Consider the following 15725-nt stretch of genomic DNA (forward strand, 5'->3'; position numbering starts at 1 on the left):
CCTTCGACACACTCGCGGTGCTTCTGTGAGCGTTCACAGTAGAGAAACATCCCGGACACTTGTCAATGGTTGTTGCTGTGCGGTTATGTTGGACTCACGCCGCTGGCGCTGTGTGTGCACGTTCCCAAATGATCGATTACATGGGAGAGATCCATGCCGGAGACCAACCCCAAGGGCCTCGCTCGGCTCGCCTTCGGTGGGGACTACAACCCCGAGCAGTGGCCGGAAAGCATCTGGCCCGAGGACGTCCGCCTGATGCGCGAGGCGGGCGTCACGATGGTGAGCGTCGGGATCTTCTCCTGGGCGCTGCTCGAACCGGATCCGGGCAGCTACGAGTTCGGCTGGCTCGACCGCCTGCTCGACCTGCTGCACGAGAACGGCATACGCGCGGACCTGGGCACCCCGACCGTCGCGCCGCCCGCCTGGTTCTACCGCGAGCACCCCGAAGCGCTCCCCGTGGCCGCCGACGGCACCCGCTACTCCTTCGGCTCACGCGGCGCGATCTGCCACAGCAACACCGACTACCGCGCCGCCGCCGCCGCCATCACGACCAGGCTCGCGACCCGTTACGCCGGCCACCCGTCGCTCGCCCTGTGGCACGTCCACAACGAGTACGGCGTCCCCGTCTCGGCCTGCTACTGCGACTCCTGCGCCGCGCACTTCCGTACCTGGCTGATCAGCGCCTACGGCACGATCGACGCGCTCAACGAGGCCTGGGGGACCGCCTTCTGGGGTCAGCGATACGCCGACTTCGACCAGATCGACCCGCCGCGCGTCACTCCGACCGTCGGCAATCCGGCCCAGGCGCTGGACTACAAGCGGTTCGCCGACGCCACCATGCGCGAGAACTTCGTGGCCGAGCGGGACATCCTGCACCGCCTCGCGCCCGGCATCCCGGTGACCACCAACTTCATGACCGCCCTCAGCCAGTGCGACTCCGTCGACTACTGGGCATGGGGCCGCGAGGTCGACCTCGTCACCAACGACCACTACCTGATGACCGACGGCCGCCGCACCCATGTGAACCTCGCGATGGCCGCCGACCTCACCCGATCGGTCGCGGGCGGCGCACCCTGGCTGCTCCTCGAACACTCCACCTCGGGCGTCAACTGGCAGCCCCGCAACCCCGCCAAGGCGCCCGGCCAGATGGCCCGCAACTCCCTCTCCCATGTGGCGCGTGGCTCCGAGGGAGCCATGTTCTTCCAGTGGCGGCAGTCCCGGCGCGGGGCCGAGAAGTTCCACTCCTCGATGCTGCCGCACGCCGGCACCGACTCTCGCGTGTGGCGCGAGGTCGTCGAACTCGGCGCGTCCGTCGACTCGCTGGCCCCCGTCAAGGGCACCCGCACGGTCGCCGACGTGGCCGTGCTGTGGGACTGGCAGTCCTGGTGGGCGCAGAACCTGCAGTGGCGCCCCAGTGAGGACCACGACGCGCGCGAGCGCGCCGACGCCTTCTACGAAGCCCTCTACGACCGCCACCTCACGGTCGACTTCGCCCATCCGGAAGACGACTTGTCGGCCTATCCCCTTGTCGTCGTACCCGCTCTCTATCTGATGACCGAGGCCGCGGGGAACAACCTCAGGGAGTACGTCGACAGCGGCGGCACCCTGCTCGTCTCGTACTTCTCCGGCATCGTCGACGAGCACGACGCCGTGCACGAGGGCCCCCACCCCGGCGCCCTGAGGGACGTACTCGGCCTGACCGTCGAGGAGTTCTCCCCGCTGCTGCGAGGCGAGCTCGTCCGGATCACCGGGCCCGACGGCTCCGAACTCACCGGCGACGTGTGGACCGAGTTCGTGGTGCCGCGCGGCGCCGAGACCGTCTGGACCTACGCCGACGGGCTCACCGCCGGTCACCCCGCGGTCACCCGGCACCAGAGCGGCGCCGGCTCCGCCTGGTACGTGTCGACGCGCCTCGCGGCCGAGGGGCTCGACGCCCTGATCGGCTGGGTCGCCGACGACGCGCGCATCGCGCCGCGCGCGGACCTGCCCCGCGATGTCGAAGTCGTGCGCCGCACCGGCGAGTCGGGCACCTACGTCTTCGCCGTCAACCACACCTCGTCGGACGCCAAGGTGCCCCTGGACGCGCACGGCACCGAGCTTTTGACCGGCGAACGCGCCGCAGGCCGCCTCGCGGTCCCGGCGGGCACCGTCCGGGTCGTACGCCTCGACCGCTGACCGGGCCGTCGGCCGCGCGCGTCATGGGACGCGCGCGGCCCGGACCGTCAGCGGGTCTCCGGAACACGGGACCTGCCCGCGACCCGGCCGGGCTCCGGCGGCCGGCCCCGGCGGTCGGCCGGGGCAGTGAACCTGCGACCGCACCAGTTACCACCGGGTCCGCCGACCGCACCAGTTACCGCCGGGTCCGCCGACCCGGCCGAACCGCCCACGCCGCCGCGTCCGCCGACCCGGCGGCGGCACCGAAGCCGTCCGGGGCACTGCCCGAAGAGGTACCGACAGCGCTGGGTTCCCAGCCCGGCGCAAGGAACCGGCCATCGCCCGTGGTGCGGCCACGGCGACGGGCCTCAGCCCTCCGGGCCGCGACCCGGTGACGACACCCCGGTCGTCGGTGTCGCGACCCGGCGACCGCCACCAGCCCGTAAGGGTCGCAACGGGCGACCAGCCCGAGTTGTCGGCCTCGCGATACGACGACTGCCCCCACCCCGTCGGGACCGCGATCCGGCAACCGCCCCCCAGCCGTCGGGACCGTGACCCAACGGCCGCTCCGCATCGAGCCGAGCCGTCCGGGTCGCGCGACCCGGTGACCGCCCCCGATCCCGCCGGGTCACCACCCGGTGACCGCCCCGCCCGGACGGGTTCCGCGACCCGCCGGTCGGACCGACAGCCGTCCGGGTCGAGCGACTCGGCGGCACCCCGACCCCCCTCCGCCCGTGTGAGCCACGTAGCCGCGGGCGGAGGGGTTCGCCCCCGGATCCACCGGGGGCGCCCTCTCCCCACCACGTCGAAGGGACGACGGACGATGAAGTTCCATCCCAGACGCACACTCAGGGCCCTGCTGCTGCCGCTCGCGGCCGGGCTCGCCCTCACCGCCCTCCCCGCGCAGACCGCGCAGGCGGCGAGCACCCTGACCAACGCCGGATTCGAGGCCGACGGGACCGGCGCCGCCGTGCCCAGCGGCTGGTCGGAGTCCGGCACCACCGCCGCCTCGTACGTCGAAGCCGGTGGCCACGGCGGGAGTTACCGCCTCAGCCACTACTCCGCCTCCGCCTACAAGGTGGAGACCTACCAGACCCTCACCGGGCTGACCAACGGGAACTACAAGCTCACCGCGTGGGTGCGCTCGGGCGGCGGACAGAACTCCGCCTACCTCGCCCTGAAGAGCTGCGGCGGCACCGGGCAGCGCACCGATCTGCCGGTCTCCGCGAGCGGCTGGATCCATCTGGTCGTGCCCGTCGCCGTGACGAACAACCAGTGCACGATCAGTATTTACTCCGACGCCAACGCCGGAAACTGGATCAACGTCGACGACCTCACGTTCACCTCCGGCACCACCGGAGTGTCCGTGAAGGGCTCCGACATCTCCTCCCTCGCCAAGAGCGAGGCCTACGGCGGGGTCTACAAGACCAGTTCCGGCACCACCGGCGACGCGCTCGCCATCCTCAAGTCCGCCGGGATGAACTACGCGCGCCTCAAGGTCTGGGTGAACCCGGCCGACGGCTACAACAACAAGGCCCGCGTCCTCGCGATGGCCAAGCGCATCAAGGCGCAGGGCATGAAGCTCCTGGTCGACTTCCACTACTCGGACACCTGGGCCGACCCCGGCACCCAGACCAAGCCGGCCGCCTGGGCCGGACACTCGTACAGCCAGCTCAAGACGGACGTCTACAACCACACGTACGACGTCCTCAACGCCCTGAAGGCGCAGGGCACCACCGCCGACATGGTGCAGATCGGCAACGAGATCAACGGCGGCATGCTCTGGTCCGAGGGTTCCACGGACAACTTCGCGCAGCTCGCCGGACTGCTCAACTCCGGCTACGACGCCGCCAAGGCGGTCAGCTCCTCGACCGTCGTCGCCCTGCACCTCGCCAAGGGCGGGGACCTCACCGGCACCCGCTGGTGGTTCGACACCGCCCTCGCCAACGGCGTGAAGTTCGACGCCATCGGCCTGTCCTACTACGGCTACTGGCACGGCTCGCTCTACGACTTCCAGACGACCCTGGACGACGCGGCCGCCCGCTACGGCAAGCCGGTCTTCGTCGCCGAGACGGCCTACCCCTTCCGTCTGGACAGCGACGACGCGCTCACCAACCAGATCGACACGACGGCCGAACTGGTCTCCGGCTACGCGGCCACGACCACCGGGCAGTCCAACTGGCTGCGTGACGTCATGAACATCGTGGAGGCCGTGCCGAACGGCCGCGGTCTCGGCGTCTTCTACTGGGAGGCCACCTGGACGGCGGTCACCGGCAACGGCTGGGACCCGACCGACGCGACCTCCGGCAACGGATGGGAGAACCAGGCCCTGTTCGGCTTCGACGACAAGGCGCTTCCGGCCATGTCCCTGTTCAGTCACCGCTGACCGGGAGGGGTCCGGCCGCCGGTGCGGCCGGGCCCCGCGCCCTTTCGGGGCCGTCGGGCTCCGGCCAGGGTCGTGGAAGGCCGTGCGTGCCACCCCGGGCTGCGGGACAGTAGCGGAAGACCGCCGCGACAGAGGGGGACGAGATGCTGAAGGGGCCCGCCAACGGGCAGCGACTGGACATCCTGGAGTGGTTGCGCAACCCCGCGGCCCACTTCCCGCCGCAGCGCCGCGGCGACCTCGCCGAGGAAGGGGTCAGCCCAGAGGCCCTCGCCGTCAAACTCGGTGTGAGCCGGACCGTGGCGCGCACCCACCTCGACCTCCTCACCCGCGTCGGACTGCTGCGCGCGAAGAAAGTGGGCCGGCGCACCTACTATCGCCGCGACGAGTACCGCATCGCGGAGGTCACCCATTACTTCGAGAAGGGCTGGTAGACACGTGGGACAACGGTCCGCGACGGCGAGACCCACCGCACTCGCACCCCGGCAGGTCGTGCCGCTCGGCGGCCGCGGCCCCGAGGACGTGGTGGCCGACCCCCTGGGCGGGGTGCTGACCGGTCTGGAGGACGGCCGCATCGTACGCGTCGACGGGCTCGGCGACCCCGACCGGACAGGCGTCAAGGTCGTCGCCGAGACCGGCGGCAGACCGCTGGGCCTCGAACTCCTCCCGGACAACGCCCTGCTGGTGTGCGACGCCGAACGAGGACTGCTGCGGATCGGGCTCGGCGACGGGGTCGTCCACGTCCTCGCCGACCGGGTCGCCGGTGTCCCGCTGCGCTTCTGCAGCAATGTGGTCGCCCTCTCGGACGGCACGGTGTACTTCACCGTCTCCAGCCGGAGTTACCCCCTCAAGCAGTGGATCGGCGATCTCGTCGAACACACCGGATCCGGCTGCCTGCTGCGCCTCGCGCCGGGGGAGACGCAACCCGAAGTGCTCCTGGAGGGACTGCAGTTCGCCAACGGACTTGCCTCATCGGCCGACGAGTCGTTCCTCGTCGTGGCGGAGACCGGCGCGTGGCGGCTCGTCCGCTACTGGCTCACCGGGCCGCGGGCCGGCCACGCCGAAACCTTCGTCGACGACCTCCCGGGCCAGCCGGACAACCTCTGGCGCGCTCCCGAAGGTCCGATCTGGGTGGCGCTGGCGGGACCCCGCGTCGGCGCCCTGGAGTTCCTGCACGGCCGGGGTCCGGCCGTTCGGCGTACCGCGGCCCGGATCGCCGTGCGCGCTCCCTTCCGCCCGCCGGGCACCACGGGCGTCCTGGCCGTCGACGACGCGGGCGGTGTCGTGCATCACCTGGAAAGCCGCCGTGCGCGGTTCCGCATGGTCACCAGCGTCTGCGAGGCCGACGGCCGGCTGATCCTCGGAAGCATCTGGGAGCGGGGCCTCGCGGTCTGTGATCTGCCCGGCGCCTCCGACTGAGGCCCCGCGCGAGGCCTTTCGAGGGGCGGGCCGGGTGTGCGCGGCCCACGCACCCGGCGTTACCCTGTTCACCGGCCGCGATCTTGCGTCGCGGCGCGGCGGTGGGGCCCGCCGTACCCGAACCGCGGCACGGATGCCGCCGACGGTCCCTGCTTGCGATGCCGAGTGCCCGCACCGGCCCGGCGAGTAGGAGCACCAGACACATGACAGTCCCGCATCCCGAGCGCGTCGGCGAATCCGGCACTCCCGCGCGCTCGCCCGCGCGCGCGGCGTCCCCCTGGCACGGCCAGGGCCCGGTCGTCGCGGCGGTCGCCGTCGGCGGCGCCCTCGGCGCCACGGCCCGGTACGGGGCGGCGCGGCTGTGGCCCACAGCGGACGGCGCCTTCCCCTGGACCACGTTCACGATCAACGTCGTGGGCTGCTCCGTGATCGGCGTCTTCATGGTGCTGATCACCGACGCGTGGAGGGCGCACCGCCTGGTGCGCCCCTTCTTCGGCACCGGAGTCCTCGGCGGGTTCACCACCTTCTCGACGTACGCCGTCGACATCCGGAAACTGGTCGGCACGGGCCACCCGGGCACCGGGCTCGGCTATCTGGCCGCGACCCTGTGCGCGGCGCTCGCGGCGGTGTGGCTCGCGGTGACGGCGACCCGCCGCGCCCTGGCATGGAGGCGGCGGTGACACGACTCACGGGCAGTGCCCTGCGGTTGACGATCTTCATCGGCGAGAACGACACCTGGCACCACAAGCCGCTCTACGCGGAGATCGTGCACCGCGCTCATGCCGCCGGCCTCGCGGGAGCCAGCGTCTTCCGCGGCATCGAGGGTTTCGGTACCTCCTCCCTCATCCACACCTCGCGGCTGCTCTCGCTCAGCGAGGACCTTCCGGTTGCCGTGATCGTCGTGGACACCGAGGAGCGCGTGCGGGCCTTCCTGCCGCAGCTCGACGAACTCGTCACCGAGGGCCTGGTGATCCTCGACGAGTGCGAGGTCGTCCGTCACGTGGGACGGGACCGCACCGCTGAGGGCTCCTCGGGCGCCACCGGCGGCGACCTGCCTGGGAAGGGTGAGAAGTCGTCGTGAACTGGCTGCTGGTGATCGTCGGTGCCGCGGTCGGCGCACCCCTGCGGTACCTGACCGACCGGGCGGTACAGCTGAAGCACGATACGGTCTTCCCCTGGGGCACCCTCGTCGTGAACGTGACAGGGTGCCTGGTTCTCGGCCTGCTGACCGGCGCCGCCTCGGCCGGTCAGGTGTCCGGACACCTCCAGCTGCTGATCGGGACCGGTCTGTGCGGGGCGCTCACCACGTACTCGACGTTCTCGTACGAGACCCTGCGTCTGACCGAGACCGGCGCGGCGTTCTACGCTGCCGCCAACGTGATCGTGAGCGTGACGGCGGGCCTCGGCGCGGCGTTCGCCGGGGTCTCGTTTGCGCAAGCTTTGTGGACGTAGGTGCCGGGCGTCCACGCGCATAGGTAACACTGTCTCCTGCACCGTCTACAGCACTGTCGACCAACTCCTCAGAACTGGATCCCATGAGCGTCATCAACGTCGGTCAGGCCGTCGTCCTCGGAGTCGTCGAGGGGGTGACCGAATTCCTTCCCGTCTCCTCGACCGGCCACCTCAAGATCACCGAGGGGCTGATGAACATCCCCGTCGACGACGACGCCGTCGTCGGCTTCTCCGCGGTCATCCAGGTCGGCGCGATCGCCGCCGTGCTCGTGTACTTCTTCAAGGACATCGTGCGGATCGTCTCCGCCTGGGGACGCGGGCTGCGCAACAAGGACGAGCGGCACAACCACGACTACAAGTTCGCCTGGTGGGTCATCTACGCGACGATCCCGATCGTGGCCGTGGGTCTCGCGGCCAAGCCGCTCATCGAGGGGCCGCTGGCGTCCCTGTGGGTGGTCGCGGGCTCGTTGATCGCGGGCAGCGCCGTGATGTGGGCGGCCGACCAGATGGGCCGCCACAAGCGCGGTGAGGACGACGTCTCGTTCAAGGACGCGATGCTGGTCGGCAGCTCCCAGATCCTCGCCCTGCTCTTCCCCGGGTTCTCACGCTCCGGCGCCACCATGTCGACGGGCCTCGTCCTCGACCTGGACCGTGTCGCCGCCACCCGGCTCTCCTTCTTCCTCGGCATCCCGGCCCTCACCGGCGCCGGCCTGTACGAGCTGAAGGACGCCCTGGGCACCGGTGTGGGCGCCGCTCCGCTGATCGTCGGCACCGTCGTGTCGTTCGTCGTGGCCTACGCCTCGATCGCCTGGCTGCTGAAGTTCGTCGCCAAGCACTCCTTCAACGCCTTCGTGATCTACCGCATCATCATCGGCGTGCTGCTCTTCGGGCTGCTGGGCGCCGGCATCATCGACAGCTGACACCGCCCGGGCGCCGGTGCGAACCGGTCCCAGGACTTGAACACGCCGCTCACCGGGGGCGCGAAGCCGATTTCCAGGCTTCGCGCCCCCGGTGTCGTTCCCCGCACCCCGCTTGACATCCCCTCCGGCCGCCCGGAGTATCGCGTCCGTGAACCTGTCAGACAGCCAGACAGGTGGAGCGGTACCGCGGCGCGTCAGCGCCATGGAAGCGGTGCTCACCCACCTTCGCGACGCCATCGAGCGAGGCGACCACGCCGTCGGTGACAAGCTCCCCTCCGAGGCCGAGCTCTGCCGCCGTCTGGAGGTCAGCCGCCCCGTGCTGCGCGAAGCGCTGCGGGCCCTCCAAGTGATGGGCCTGACCGTGTCCCGTACCGGCAAGGGCACCTTCGTGGTCGCCGACGCGGTCCAGGACCCCACCTTCGGCGACTACGCGGCCGGCGACCTCCTCGAAGTGCGGCGCCACGTCGAGATCCCCGTCGCAGGCTACGCTGCCGTCCGCCGCACCCCGGAGAACCTCGACCACCTCTCCCACCTGCTCGACCGGATGGAGCGGGAGACCGACACCACGGCGTGGGTCGCCATGGACACGATCTTCCACATCGCCATCGCGGAGGCCTCCCAGAACCCGGTCTTCCGCCGCGTCATCGAGGAGATCCGGGACGCGCTGGCCCGTCAGTCGGCCTTCCTGAACGACCTCGGCGGCCGTCGTGAGCAGTCGAACCGGGAACACCGGGCGATCGTCGAAGCGCTGGTCGACGGCAGTGAACAGGACGCGGTCGACGCCATGTCCCATCACCTCGACCGCGTGGACACCGCGCTCACCTCCATCGTGCGCCCCGAGCGCACGGACACCCCCACGAAAGGCGGACCCGACGCGTGAACCCGACCCTGACGTACGGAGGTCCGCTCGTCCCGGCCCCCGTGATCCGTGAACCCCGGCACGCGCCCGTCGCCCACCTCGTACGCGGGGGCGTGATCGAGGGCGTCCACTACGGTTCGGTCGTCGTCCTGGGCGCCGACGGCGGAGTGGAACTCGGCATCGGCGACATCGAGGCGGCCTTCTATCCGCGCTCGGCACTCAAGCCCGTACAGGCCGTGGCGATGCTGCGCGCGGGGCTGCCGCTGGACGGTGAACTGCTCGCGCTCACCGCGGCCAGCCACTCCGCCGAGGAACGGCACCTCGCCGGCACCCGACGCATCCTGGAGACGGCCGGGCTGTCCGAGCAGCGCCTGCGCAACATCCCCGACCTGCCCTTCGACCCGGTCGTCAGGGAGACCTGGATACGCGACGGCCGGCTGCCCTCCCGGCTCGCCCAGAACTGCTCCGGCAAGCACGCGGCCATGCTGTACACGGCCCGCCTCAACGACTGGTCGCTCGACGACTACCTCGACCCGGCCCACCCGCTCCAGCGGGCGATCGCCGCCACCGTCGAGGACCTCACCGGACAGGCCGTCGCACAGGTCACCGTCGACGGCTGCGGCGCGCCCCTGTTCTCCGTCTCGCTGCGAGGCCTCGCCCGCGCCGCCGTCCGGATAGTCACCGCCGCGCCGGGCACCCCCGAAGCCCGCGTCGCCGACGCGATGCGCGAGCACCCGGAGATGGCCTCCGGGTTCGGGCGTGACGTCGCCGCTCTGATGCGGGCGGTGCCGGGGCTGCTCGCCAAGGACGGGTTCGAGGGCGTGCAGGTCGCGGCGCTGCCGGACGGCCGCGCCGTCGCCGTGAAGATCGCCGACGGCGCCGACCGGGCGCGGGTCCCGGTGGCCGCCGCGGCCCTGGCACGGGCCGGGGTCGACCCGGCGGCCCTCGCGGAGTTCGCGGGCGCGCCCCTCCTCGGCGGCGGCGCGGTCGTCGGTGGCGTCCGGCCCGTCCGCGAACTCGGCGCGCTCGACGGGCCTGCGTGGGTTTGACGTACGGCGACTGGGCTCGGCGGGCCTGCGTGGGTTTGACGTACGGCGACAGGGCTCGGCGGGCCTGCGTGGGTCTGACGTACGGCGACAGGGCTTGACCGGTCTGTGCACGTCTGACGTACGGCGGCAGCCCTCGCGACCGGCCGCGGTGACGCCCGACTCGTGCTGGAGAGGCCACGAAACCGGGCCCAGGACGAGCGCCGGATGCGGGAGCGAGGTCTCCGGCGGCCGTCGGAGGCGAGGAGCCGCGGGACCGAGCGGGCGGCACAATGGCGATCATGCCCGCGAATTCGTCCTATCCGTCCTCCTTCACCTTCCAGCCGGTCCTGGAGCGCATCGCCACCGAGATCGCGCAGACGCCGGGACGCGGACGGCCCGCCGACTACATTCCGGCGCTGGCCGCCTGCGACCCACGGCGCTTCGGCATGGCCGTCGCGGAGCTGGACGGCACGGTGTACGGCGTGGGGGACTGGCGGCAGCCGTTCTCCACGCAGTCCATCACGAAGGTCTTCACGCTCGCCCTCGACCTGGCCCGCGAGGGCGACGCGCTGTGGGAACACGTCGGGCGGGAGCCCTCCGGCAACCCGTTCAACTCCCTGGTGCAGCTGGAATACGAGAACGGCATCCCGCGCAACCCGTTCATCAACGCGGGAGCCCTCGTCGTCACCGACCGGCTGCAGACCCGGACCGGCGACGCGGCCGGCACCCTGCTGGAGTTCCTGAGGGCCGAGAGCGGCAACGCGCGGCTCGGCTTCGACAAGGACATCGCCGCCTCCGAGACCGCGAACGGAGACCGCAACGCGGCACTCGGCCACTTCATGGCGTCGTACGGCAACATCGACAACCCGGTGCCGGTCCTGCTCGAACAGTATTTCCTCCAGTGCTCGATCGCCGCGTCCTGCGCCGACCTCGCCCTCGCCACCGGATTCCTGGCACGGCACGGCATCCGTGCCGACGGCGGCCGGCTGCTCGCCAAGAGCCAGGCCAAACAGATCAACGCGATCATGCTGACGTGCGGGACGTACGACGCCGCGGGCGACTTCGCCTACCGGGTCGGGCTGCCGGGCAAGAGCGGGGTCGGCGGCGGCATCATCGCCGTGGTGCCGGGCCGCTGCACCCTGTGTGTATGGAGCCCGGGCCTCGACGAACGCGGCAACTCGGTGGCGGGCGTGGCAGCCCTGGACCGCTTCACGACCCTGACGGGTCTGTCGGTCTTCTAGAGCAGAAACGTACCGATCGCGAGGCCGGTGCCGGTGCCGGCACCGGTGCCGGTGGCGCGGGCCTCGCCGCCGCACCAGCACCCCGGATTTCGTGCCCACCACACGGAGGTCACGCGCCGGACCCCGTCAGGAGGGCACCGCGTCGCCTTCCGGCCACCCGGCGTTGACACGCTTGCGGAGTGTTGGCCATGGCTTTCCCCGTCGATCTCCGCCGTTGCCAGGCTCTGGGCCTGGCCGGTACCGCCTTTCTCGCGCTGGGCGGCGAGACCGCGGGGGCCCTGCCCGCGCGCGACCTCCTCGCCCCCGAGTCGGGGCGGGCCGTACTGGGCCTGGTCGGGGTGTACTTCGGCGTCGTTCTGCTGATAGCCGCGTGGGCGCTGCTGGGCACCGTCGTACGCGGCCCCGAACCGCCGTCCCCGCGTTCGCTGTTGCTCGTTCTGGCCACCTGGGCGGCGCCGCTGCTGCTCGCGCCGCCGCTGTTCAGCCGGGACGTATACAGCTATCTCGCGCAGGGCGCCATGGTGGACGCCCACATAGACGTGTACGCGTACGGGCCAGCGCAGCTGGGCGGCCCGCTCGCCGACGAGGTGGCGCCCGTGTGGCAGCAGACGACGACCCCGTACGGACCGGTCTTCCTCGCCGTCGCCCGCGGTCTGTCGGCGCTCACCCGCGGGGAGATACCGGCCGGACTCTTCGGTATGCGCATGGTCGCCCTGCTCGGCGTCGCCCTGATGGCGGCGGCACTGCCCCGTCTCGCCCGGCACAGCGGCGCCGACCCGGCCGCCGCGCTGTGGCTGGGCGCGCTCAACCCGCTGGTCCTGCTGCACCTGGTGGCCGGCGCTCACAACGACGCCATCATGCTCGGTCTGCTGGGTGTCGGCCTGGTGGCCGCCCGCGGCCGATGGCCCGTCGTGGGCATCGTCCTGGTCACCCTCGCCGCACTCGTCAAGGCGCCCGCCGTGCTCGGCCTGGTGGCGGTGATCGCGCTGCGCGGGCGCGGGCAGGGGCGCCGGGGGATCGCGCTGGCCACCCTGATGACCACGGTGGTCGCGGTCGCGACGACGGTCGCCGCGACGGCGGTCGCCGGTACGGGCTACGGCTGGATAGCCGCCCTGAAGACTCCGGTCTCGCCGCACAACTGGTCACCCACCAGCGTCCTCGGGCGCGCCACCGGTGTCCTGCTCGAAAAGCTCGGCAGCGGACTCGCGCCGTTCGCGATGCCCGCCTGGCACGCGACCGGGCTCGTGGCGACCGTGGGCCTGCTGCTCTTCATATGGCTGCGGCTGCGCCCGCACCCGGTCTACGCGCTCGGCCTGAGCCTCGCCGCGGTCGCGGTGTTCGGTCCGGCCGTCCGGCCCTGGTACGCGCTGTGGGGCCTGTTCCTCATCGCGGCGGCGGCGCCCACCGGTTCGGTGCGGAGCAGGGTCGCCGCCGCCAGCGCGGTGCTCGCCCTCGCGGTGCTGCCGAGCGGCTCGCCGGCGGACGCGGGACAGGTGATCCTCGCCGTCTCCGGGGGCGTGCTCGCCGTGGTCGTGCTCTGGCAGGCCCACCAGGCGGCGCGGCCGCCGGCACCGGGACTGGAACGGACGGCATGACCGGCGGCACGGAGAACGGGCCTGGCCCGAGCGGAACGACCGCGACGACGGCGACGACGGCGACGAGCACGACGAGCACGACGAGCAGGACGAGCAGGACGAGCAGGACCAGTGCGACGAGCACGACGAGCAGGACGAGTGCGACGAGCACGACGAGGGGGACGACGGGAGTGAAGGTGCCGAGCGGCGGACAGGGTCCCGGCGGCGGACAGGGGCCCGGTGCCCTGGCGGCACTGCTGAGCACCGATCGCCGACGGCTCCTCCTCGTCCTCGGACTGGCCGTCGTCGTCGGCGTGTTCACGGCCACCGTGCCGCTGCTGCGCGACTGGTTCGACCTGCGCGTGTACTACGGGGCCGTCGACACCTGGGTCCACCACGGCGGCAGCATCTACGACTACCGGGTGCCGGGAACGACGTACGGCTTCACCTATCCGCCCTTCGCGGCCGTCGGCATGCTGCCGATGGCCCTGGTCGGGCTCGGTACGGCGATAGCCGTCGGGCTGCTGCTCAACCTCGTCGCCCTGGCCCTGGTGGTGGGCATCCTGGTCGGCCCCGCCTTGCGCCGCTACGGCTGGTTCGGCTTCGCCCTGACGGCCGTTCTGCTGGCGCTGTTCGAACCGGTCCGTGACACCTTGAGCTTCGGCCAGGTCAACCTGGTGCTGCTCGCTCTGGTGCTGAGCGACGCCTGGCTGCTGTCCAGTGGCCGCGGCCGCCGGGCGGGTGCCGGCATCGGACTCGCCGCGGCGATCAAGCTCACCCCGGCACTCTTCATCGCGCTGCTGCTGCTCGGCCGTCGCTGGCGCGCAGCCGGTGTCGCCACGGCCGTCGCGCTGGCGGCCACCGCGCTGGCGGCCTGGGTGGCACCGGACGCCTCGCGCTTCTACTGGACCGACGCGCTGTGGGACACGAGCCGCATCGGGCGCCTCGCCTACGTCTCCAACCAGTCGTTGCAGGGTGTGCTGGCACGGCTCGTGGCACCGGAGGAACCGAGCAGGGCCCCGTGGGCGACACTGGCCCTGCTGGTCCTGTGCGTCTGGGCGTGGCGCACCTCGCGTGCCCTGGCCGACGAGGACTGGACCGCGGCCTTCGCCCTCACCGGGCTCGCGGCCTGTCTGGTCAGCCCGATCACCTGGGTGCACCATCTCGTCTGGCTGCTGCCGTCCTTCGCCGTGCTGCTGCACCGGCGTCGGTTGCGGGTCGCGGCCGCCCTGTACGCGGTGCTGTGCAGCAGCGTGGTGTGGCTGTGGTTCGACGACGCGTCGGGCCTCGACGGTTTCCTCGGAAGCAACACCTATACGTGGATCACGCTCGGGCTGCTGCTGTGGCTGCCCGTCGGTCAGCCGCGGTCGGCCCGGTCCGCCTTGAGCCTGAGGGCCAGAGTGACGCCCGCGGCGCCCAGCGCGGCGGCGCCCGCGATCTCGGCCGCGTCGGACCAGCCGGGTCCCGGGTCCTCCGAGGGTGCGGCGGCCACGGCAGGTGCGCTGGTCGCGGGCCGGGCGCCGGCCACGGGCCGTGCGGAGGGACCGGCCGGGGCGGAGGGACCGGCCGCCGGTACGGCCCGTGTGTCGGCCAGCGTTCCCACGGGATCGACACGGCCGTCCGCCTCGAAGCCCCAGTCGAGCAGTGAGCGTGCCTCCTCGTACACGGCCAACCCGCCGCCCGCCTGAGGGTTCATCACCGTGACGACGAGGGTGCGCGTGCCGTGCTCGGCGGCGGCGACCAGGGTGTTGCCCGCGTTCGTGGTGTAGCCGTTCTTGACGCCGATCAGACCCGGGTACGGTTCGACCCCGTTCGCGCCGGTGAGCAGCCGGTTGGTGTTCTGGATCCCGTACGAGGAGCCGCCCTCGCCGGGGAACATCGCCTCGGCGGTGGAGCAGTACCGCGCGAAATCGGGGTTGCGCAGCCCGGCCCGCCCGAACACCGCCAGGTCGTACGCCGACGAGACCTGCCCGGGTGTGTCGTACCCGTCCGGCGATACGACGTGGGTGTCGAGGGCGCCGAGAGCGCGGGCCTTGGCCTGCATCTGGGCGGCGGTGCTCGTCCAGCCGCCGTTCATCGCGGCGAGCACGTGCACCGCGTCGTTGCCGGAGTTGAGGAAGACGCCCCTCCACAGGTCCGCCACGCGGTAGGTGATCCCCTCGGCCACGCCGACCATGCTGCTGCCCGCGCCGATGCCCTCCAGCTCCTCCTCCTTGACGGTGTGCCGGGTGCCGCCGGGCAGCGTCGGGAGGACGGTGAGGGCGAACAGGGTCTTGAGGGTGCTGGCGGGCGGCAGCCTGCGGTGGGCGTTGTGCGCGGCGAGCACATCGCCGGTGCGGGCGTCGGCCACCACCCATGACAGCGCGGAGATGTCCTCGGGAACCTCGGGTGCCCCGGCCCTGGGGCGTACCTGCGTCCCTGGTTCGTAGAGCGACGAGGGGGGCGACACGGCGGGCTGAGGCACCTCGGGGGCCGCTTCGGCGAGTGCGGCGGCCGGGCTCTGCGCGGCGGCCAGCACACCGACCGCACAGACGGCGGAGCAGGACAGGGCGGCGCGCGTGACTGCGGAGCGAGAAGCGGCAGCCCGGAATGAGAATCCGATGGTCATACCGCAAACGTAGGAACGGACTCGCGACACGCCGGGGTGGCCGGGCCGAGCGGCGGCGTCGAGCACCCGGATGCCGCAGACGAGGAG

At 71.9% G+C, this 15725-nt stretch carries 13 protein-coding genes and 1 pseudogene; 13 read left to right on the top strand and 1 reads right to left on the bottom strand.

Annotated elements, in window-relative coordinates; genetic code table 11:
• Positions 1-153 precede the first annotated feature (153 nt).
• The 13 genes from ACFYW8_RS03775 (at position 154) to ACFYW8_RS03835 (ending at position 14718) form a co-directional block, all read left to right on the top strand.
• Positions 154-2175, top strand: a complete 2022-nt coding sequence (locus ACFYW8_RS03775; protein WP_389067322.1) for a beta-galactosidase — start codon at positions 154-156, stop codon at positions 2173-2175.
• Between the two features lie 802 nt (positions 2176-2977).
• Complete coding sequence (locus tag ACFYW8_RS03780) at positions 2978-4540, top strand: arabinogalactan endo-beta-1,4-galactanase (RefSeq protein ID WP_389067327.1); 1563 nt, start codon at positions 2978-2980, stop codon at positions 4538-4540.
• 143 nt (positions 4541-4683) lie between these two features.
• Positions 4684-4971: a helix-turn-helix domain-containing protein gene (locus ACFYW8_RS03785; protein WP_365875357.1), complete on the top strand. Its 288-nt coding sequence runs from the start codon at positions 4684-4686 to the stop codon at positions 4969-4971.
• A gap of 4 nt (positions 4972-4975) precedes the next feature.
• Complete coding sequence (locus tag ACFYW8_RS03790; protein ID WP_389067332.1) at positions 4976-5956, top strand: SMP-30/gluconolactonase/LRE family protein; 981 nt, start codon at positions 4976-4978, stop codon at positions 5954-5956.
• 203 nt (positions 5957-6159) lie between these two features.
• Positions 6160-6636: a fluoride efflux transporter CrcB gene (crcB, locus tag ACFYW8_RS03795; protein WP_389067336.1), complete on the top strand. Its 477-nt coding sequence runs from the start codon at positions 6160-6162 to the stop codon at positions 6634-6636.
• Positions 6633-7037 carry a DUF190 domain-containing protein gene (locus tag ACFYW8_RS03800; RefSeq protein WP_389067340.1) on the top strand — a complete coding sequence of 135 codons (405 nt, stop codon included), beginning with the start codon at positions 6633-6635 and terminating at the stop codon, positions 7035-7037. Before crcB (ACFYW8_RS03795) ends, ACFYW8_RS03800 begins: the two co-directional genes overlap by 4 nt.
• Positions 7034-7408, top strand: coding sequence for a fluoride efflux transporter CrcB (gene crcB / locus ACFYW8_RS03805; RefSeq protein ID WP_365875365.1), 375 nt, complete (start codon positions 7034-7036; stop codon positions 7406-7408). Before ACFYW8_RS03800 ends, crcB (ACFYW8_RS03805) begins: the two co-directional genes overlap by 4 nt.
• Positions 7409-7491: 83 nt before the next feature.
• Complete coding sequence (locus ACFYW8_RS03810) at positions 7492-8328, top strand: undecaprenyl-diphosphate phosphatase (protein WP_365875367.1); 837 nt, start codon at positions 7492-7494, stop codon at positions 8326-8328.
• Positions 8329-8530: 202 nt separating this feature from the next.
• Complete coding sequence (locus tag ACFYW8_RS03815; RefSeq protein ID WP_389068129.1) at positions 8531-9208, top strand: FadR/GntR family transcriptional regulator; 678 nt, start codon at positions 8531-8533, stop codon at positions 9206-9208.
• Entirely contained in the window at positions 9205-10236 is a 1032-nt protein-coding gene (locus ACFYW8_RS03820; protein WP_389067347.1) for an asparaginase, read from the top strand. The genes ACFYW8_RS03815 and ACFYW8_RS03820 overlap by 4 nt, the downstream gene beginning before the upstream one ends.
• A 269-nt stretch (positions 10237-10505) precedes the next feature.
• Positions 10506-11456, top strand: a complete 951-nt coding sequence (locus ACFYW8_RS03825; RefSeq protein ID WP_389067350.1) for a glutaminase — start codon at positions 10506-10508, stop codon at positions 11454-11456.
• Between the two features lie 188 nt (positions 11457-11644).
• On the top strand, positions 11645-13051 hold the full coding sequence (gene mptB / locus ACFYW8_RS03830; protein ID WP_389067353.1) for a polyprenol phosphomannose-dependent alpha 1,6 mannosyltransferase MptB: 1407 nt from the start codon (positions 11645-11647) through the stop codon (positions 13049-13051).
• Positions 13048-14718 carry a glycosyltransferase 87 family protein gene (locus tag ACFYW8_RS03835; RefSeq protein ID WP_389067359.1) on the top strand — a complete coding sequence of 557 codons (1671 nt, stop codon included), beginning with the start codon at positions 13048-13050 and terminating at the stop codon, positions 14716-14718. Before mptB ends, ACFYW8_RS03835 begins: the two co-directional genes overlap by 4 nt.
• Before the next feature lie 59 nt (positions 14719-14777).
• On the opposite strand, the pseudogene ACFYW8_RS03840 reads toward ACFYW8_RS03835, so the two are convergent.
• Positions 14778-15638: pseudogene (locus ACFYW8_RS03840) on the bottom strand (D-alanyl-D-alanine carboxypeptidase family protein); the annotation flags it as partial.
• Between the last annotated feature and the right edge of the window lie 87 nt (positions 15639-15725).

Origin of the sequence: Streptomyces sp. NPDC002742 (assembly GCF_042888885.1) — a bacterium.
In the GTDB taxonomy this organism is placed as follows: Bacteria; Actinomycetota; Actinomycetes; order Streptomycetales; family Streptomycetaceae; genus Streptomyces.

Excerpts from the sequence above, each read along its gene's own strand:
- crcB (WP_389067336.1), top strand. The coding sequence starts at position 6,160 with ATGACAGTCCCGCATCCCGAGCGCGTCGGCGAATCCGGCACTCCCGCG.
- ACFYW8_RS03785 (WP_365875357.1), top strand. The coding sequence starts at position 4,684 with ATGCTGAAGGGGCCCGCCAACGGGCAGCGACTGGACATCCTGGAGTGG.
- ACFYW8_RS03775 (WP_389067322.1), top strand. The coding sequence starts at position 154 with ATGCCGGAGACCAACCCCAAGGGCCTCGCTCGGCTCGCCTTCGGTGGG.
- ACFYW8_RS03815 (WP_389068129.1), top strand. The coding sequence starts at position 8,531 with ATGGAAGCGGTGCTCACCCACCTTCGCGACGCCATCGAGCGAGGCGAC.
- mptB (WP_389067353.1), top strand. The coding sequence starts at position 11,645 with ATGGCTTTCCCCGTCGATCTCCGCCGTTGCCAGGCTCTGGGCCTGGCC.
- ACFYW8_RS03780 (WP_389067327.1), top strand. The coding sequence starts at position 2,978 with ATGAAGTTCCATCCCAGACGCACACTCAGGGCCCTGCTGCTGCCGCTC.
- ACFYW8_RS03825 (WP_389067350.1), top strand. The coding sequence starts at position 10,506 with ATGGCGATCATGCCCGCGAATTCGTCCTATCCGTCCTCCTTCACCTTC.
- ACFYW8_RS03810 (WP_365875367.1), top strand. The coding sequence starts at position 7,492 with ATGAGCGTCATCAACGTCGGTCAGGCCGTCGTCCTCGGAGTCGTCGAG.
- ACFYW8_RS03835 (WP_389067359.1), top strand. The coding sequence starts at position 13,048 with ATGACCGGCGGCACGGAGAACGGGCCTGGCCCGAGCGGAACGACCGCG.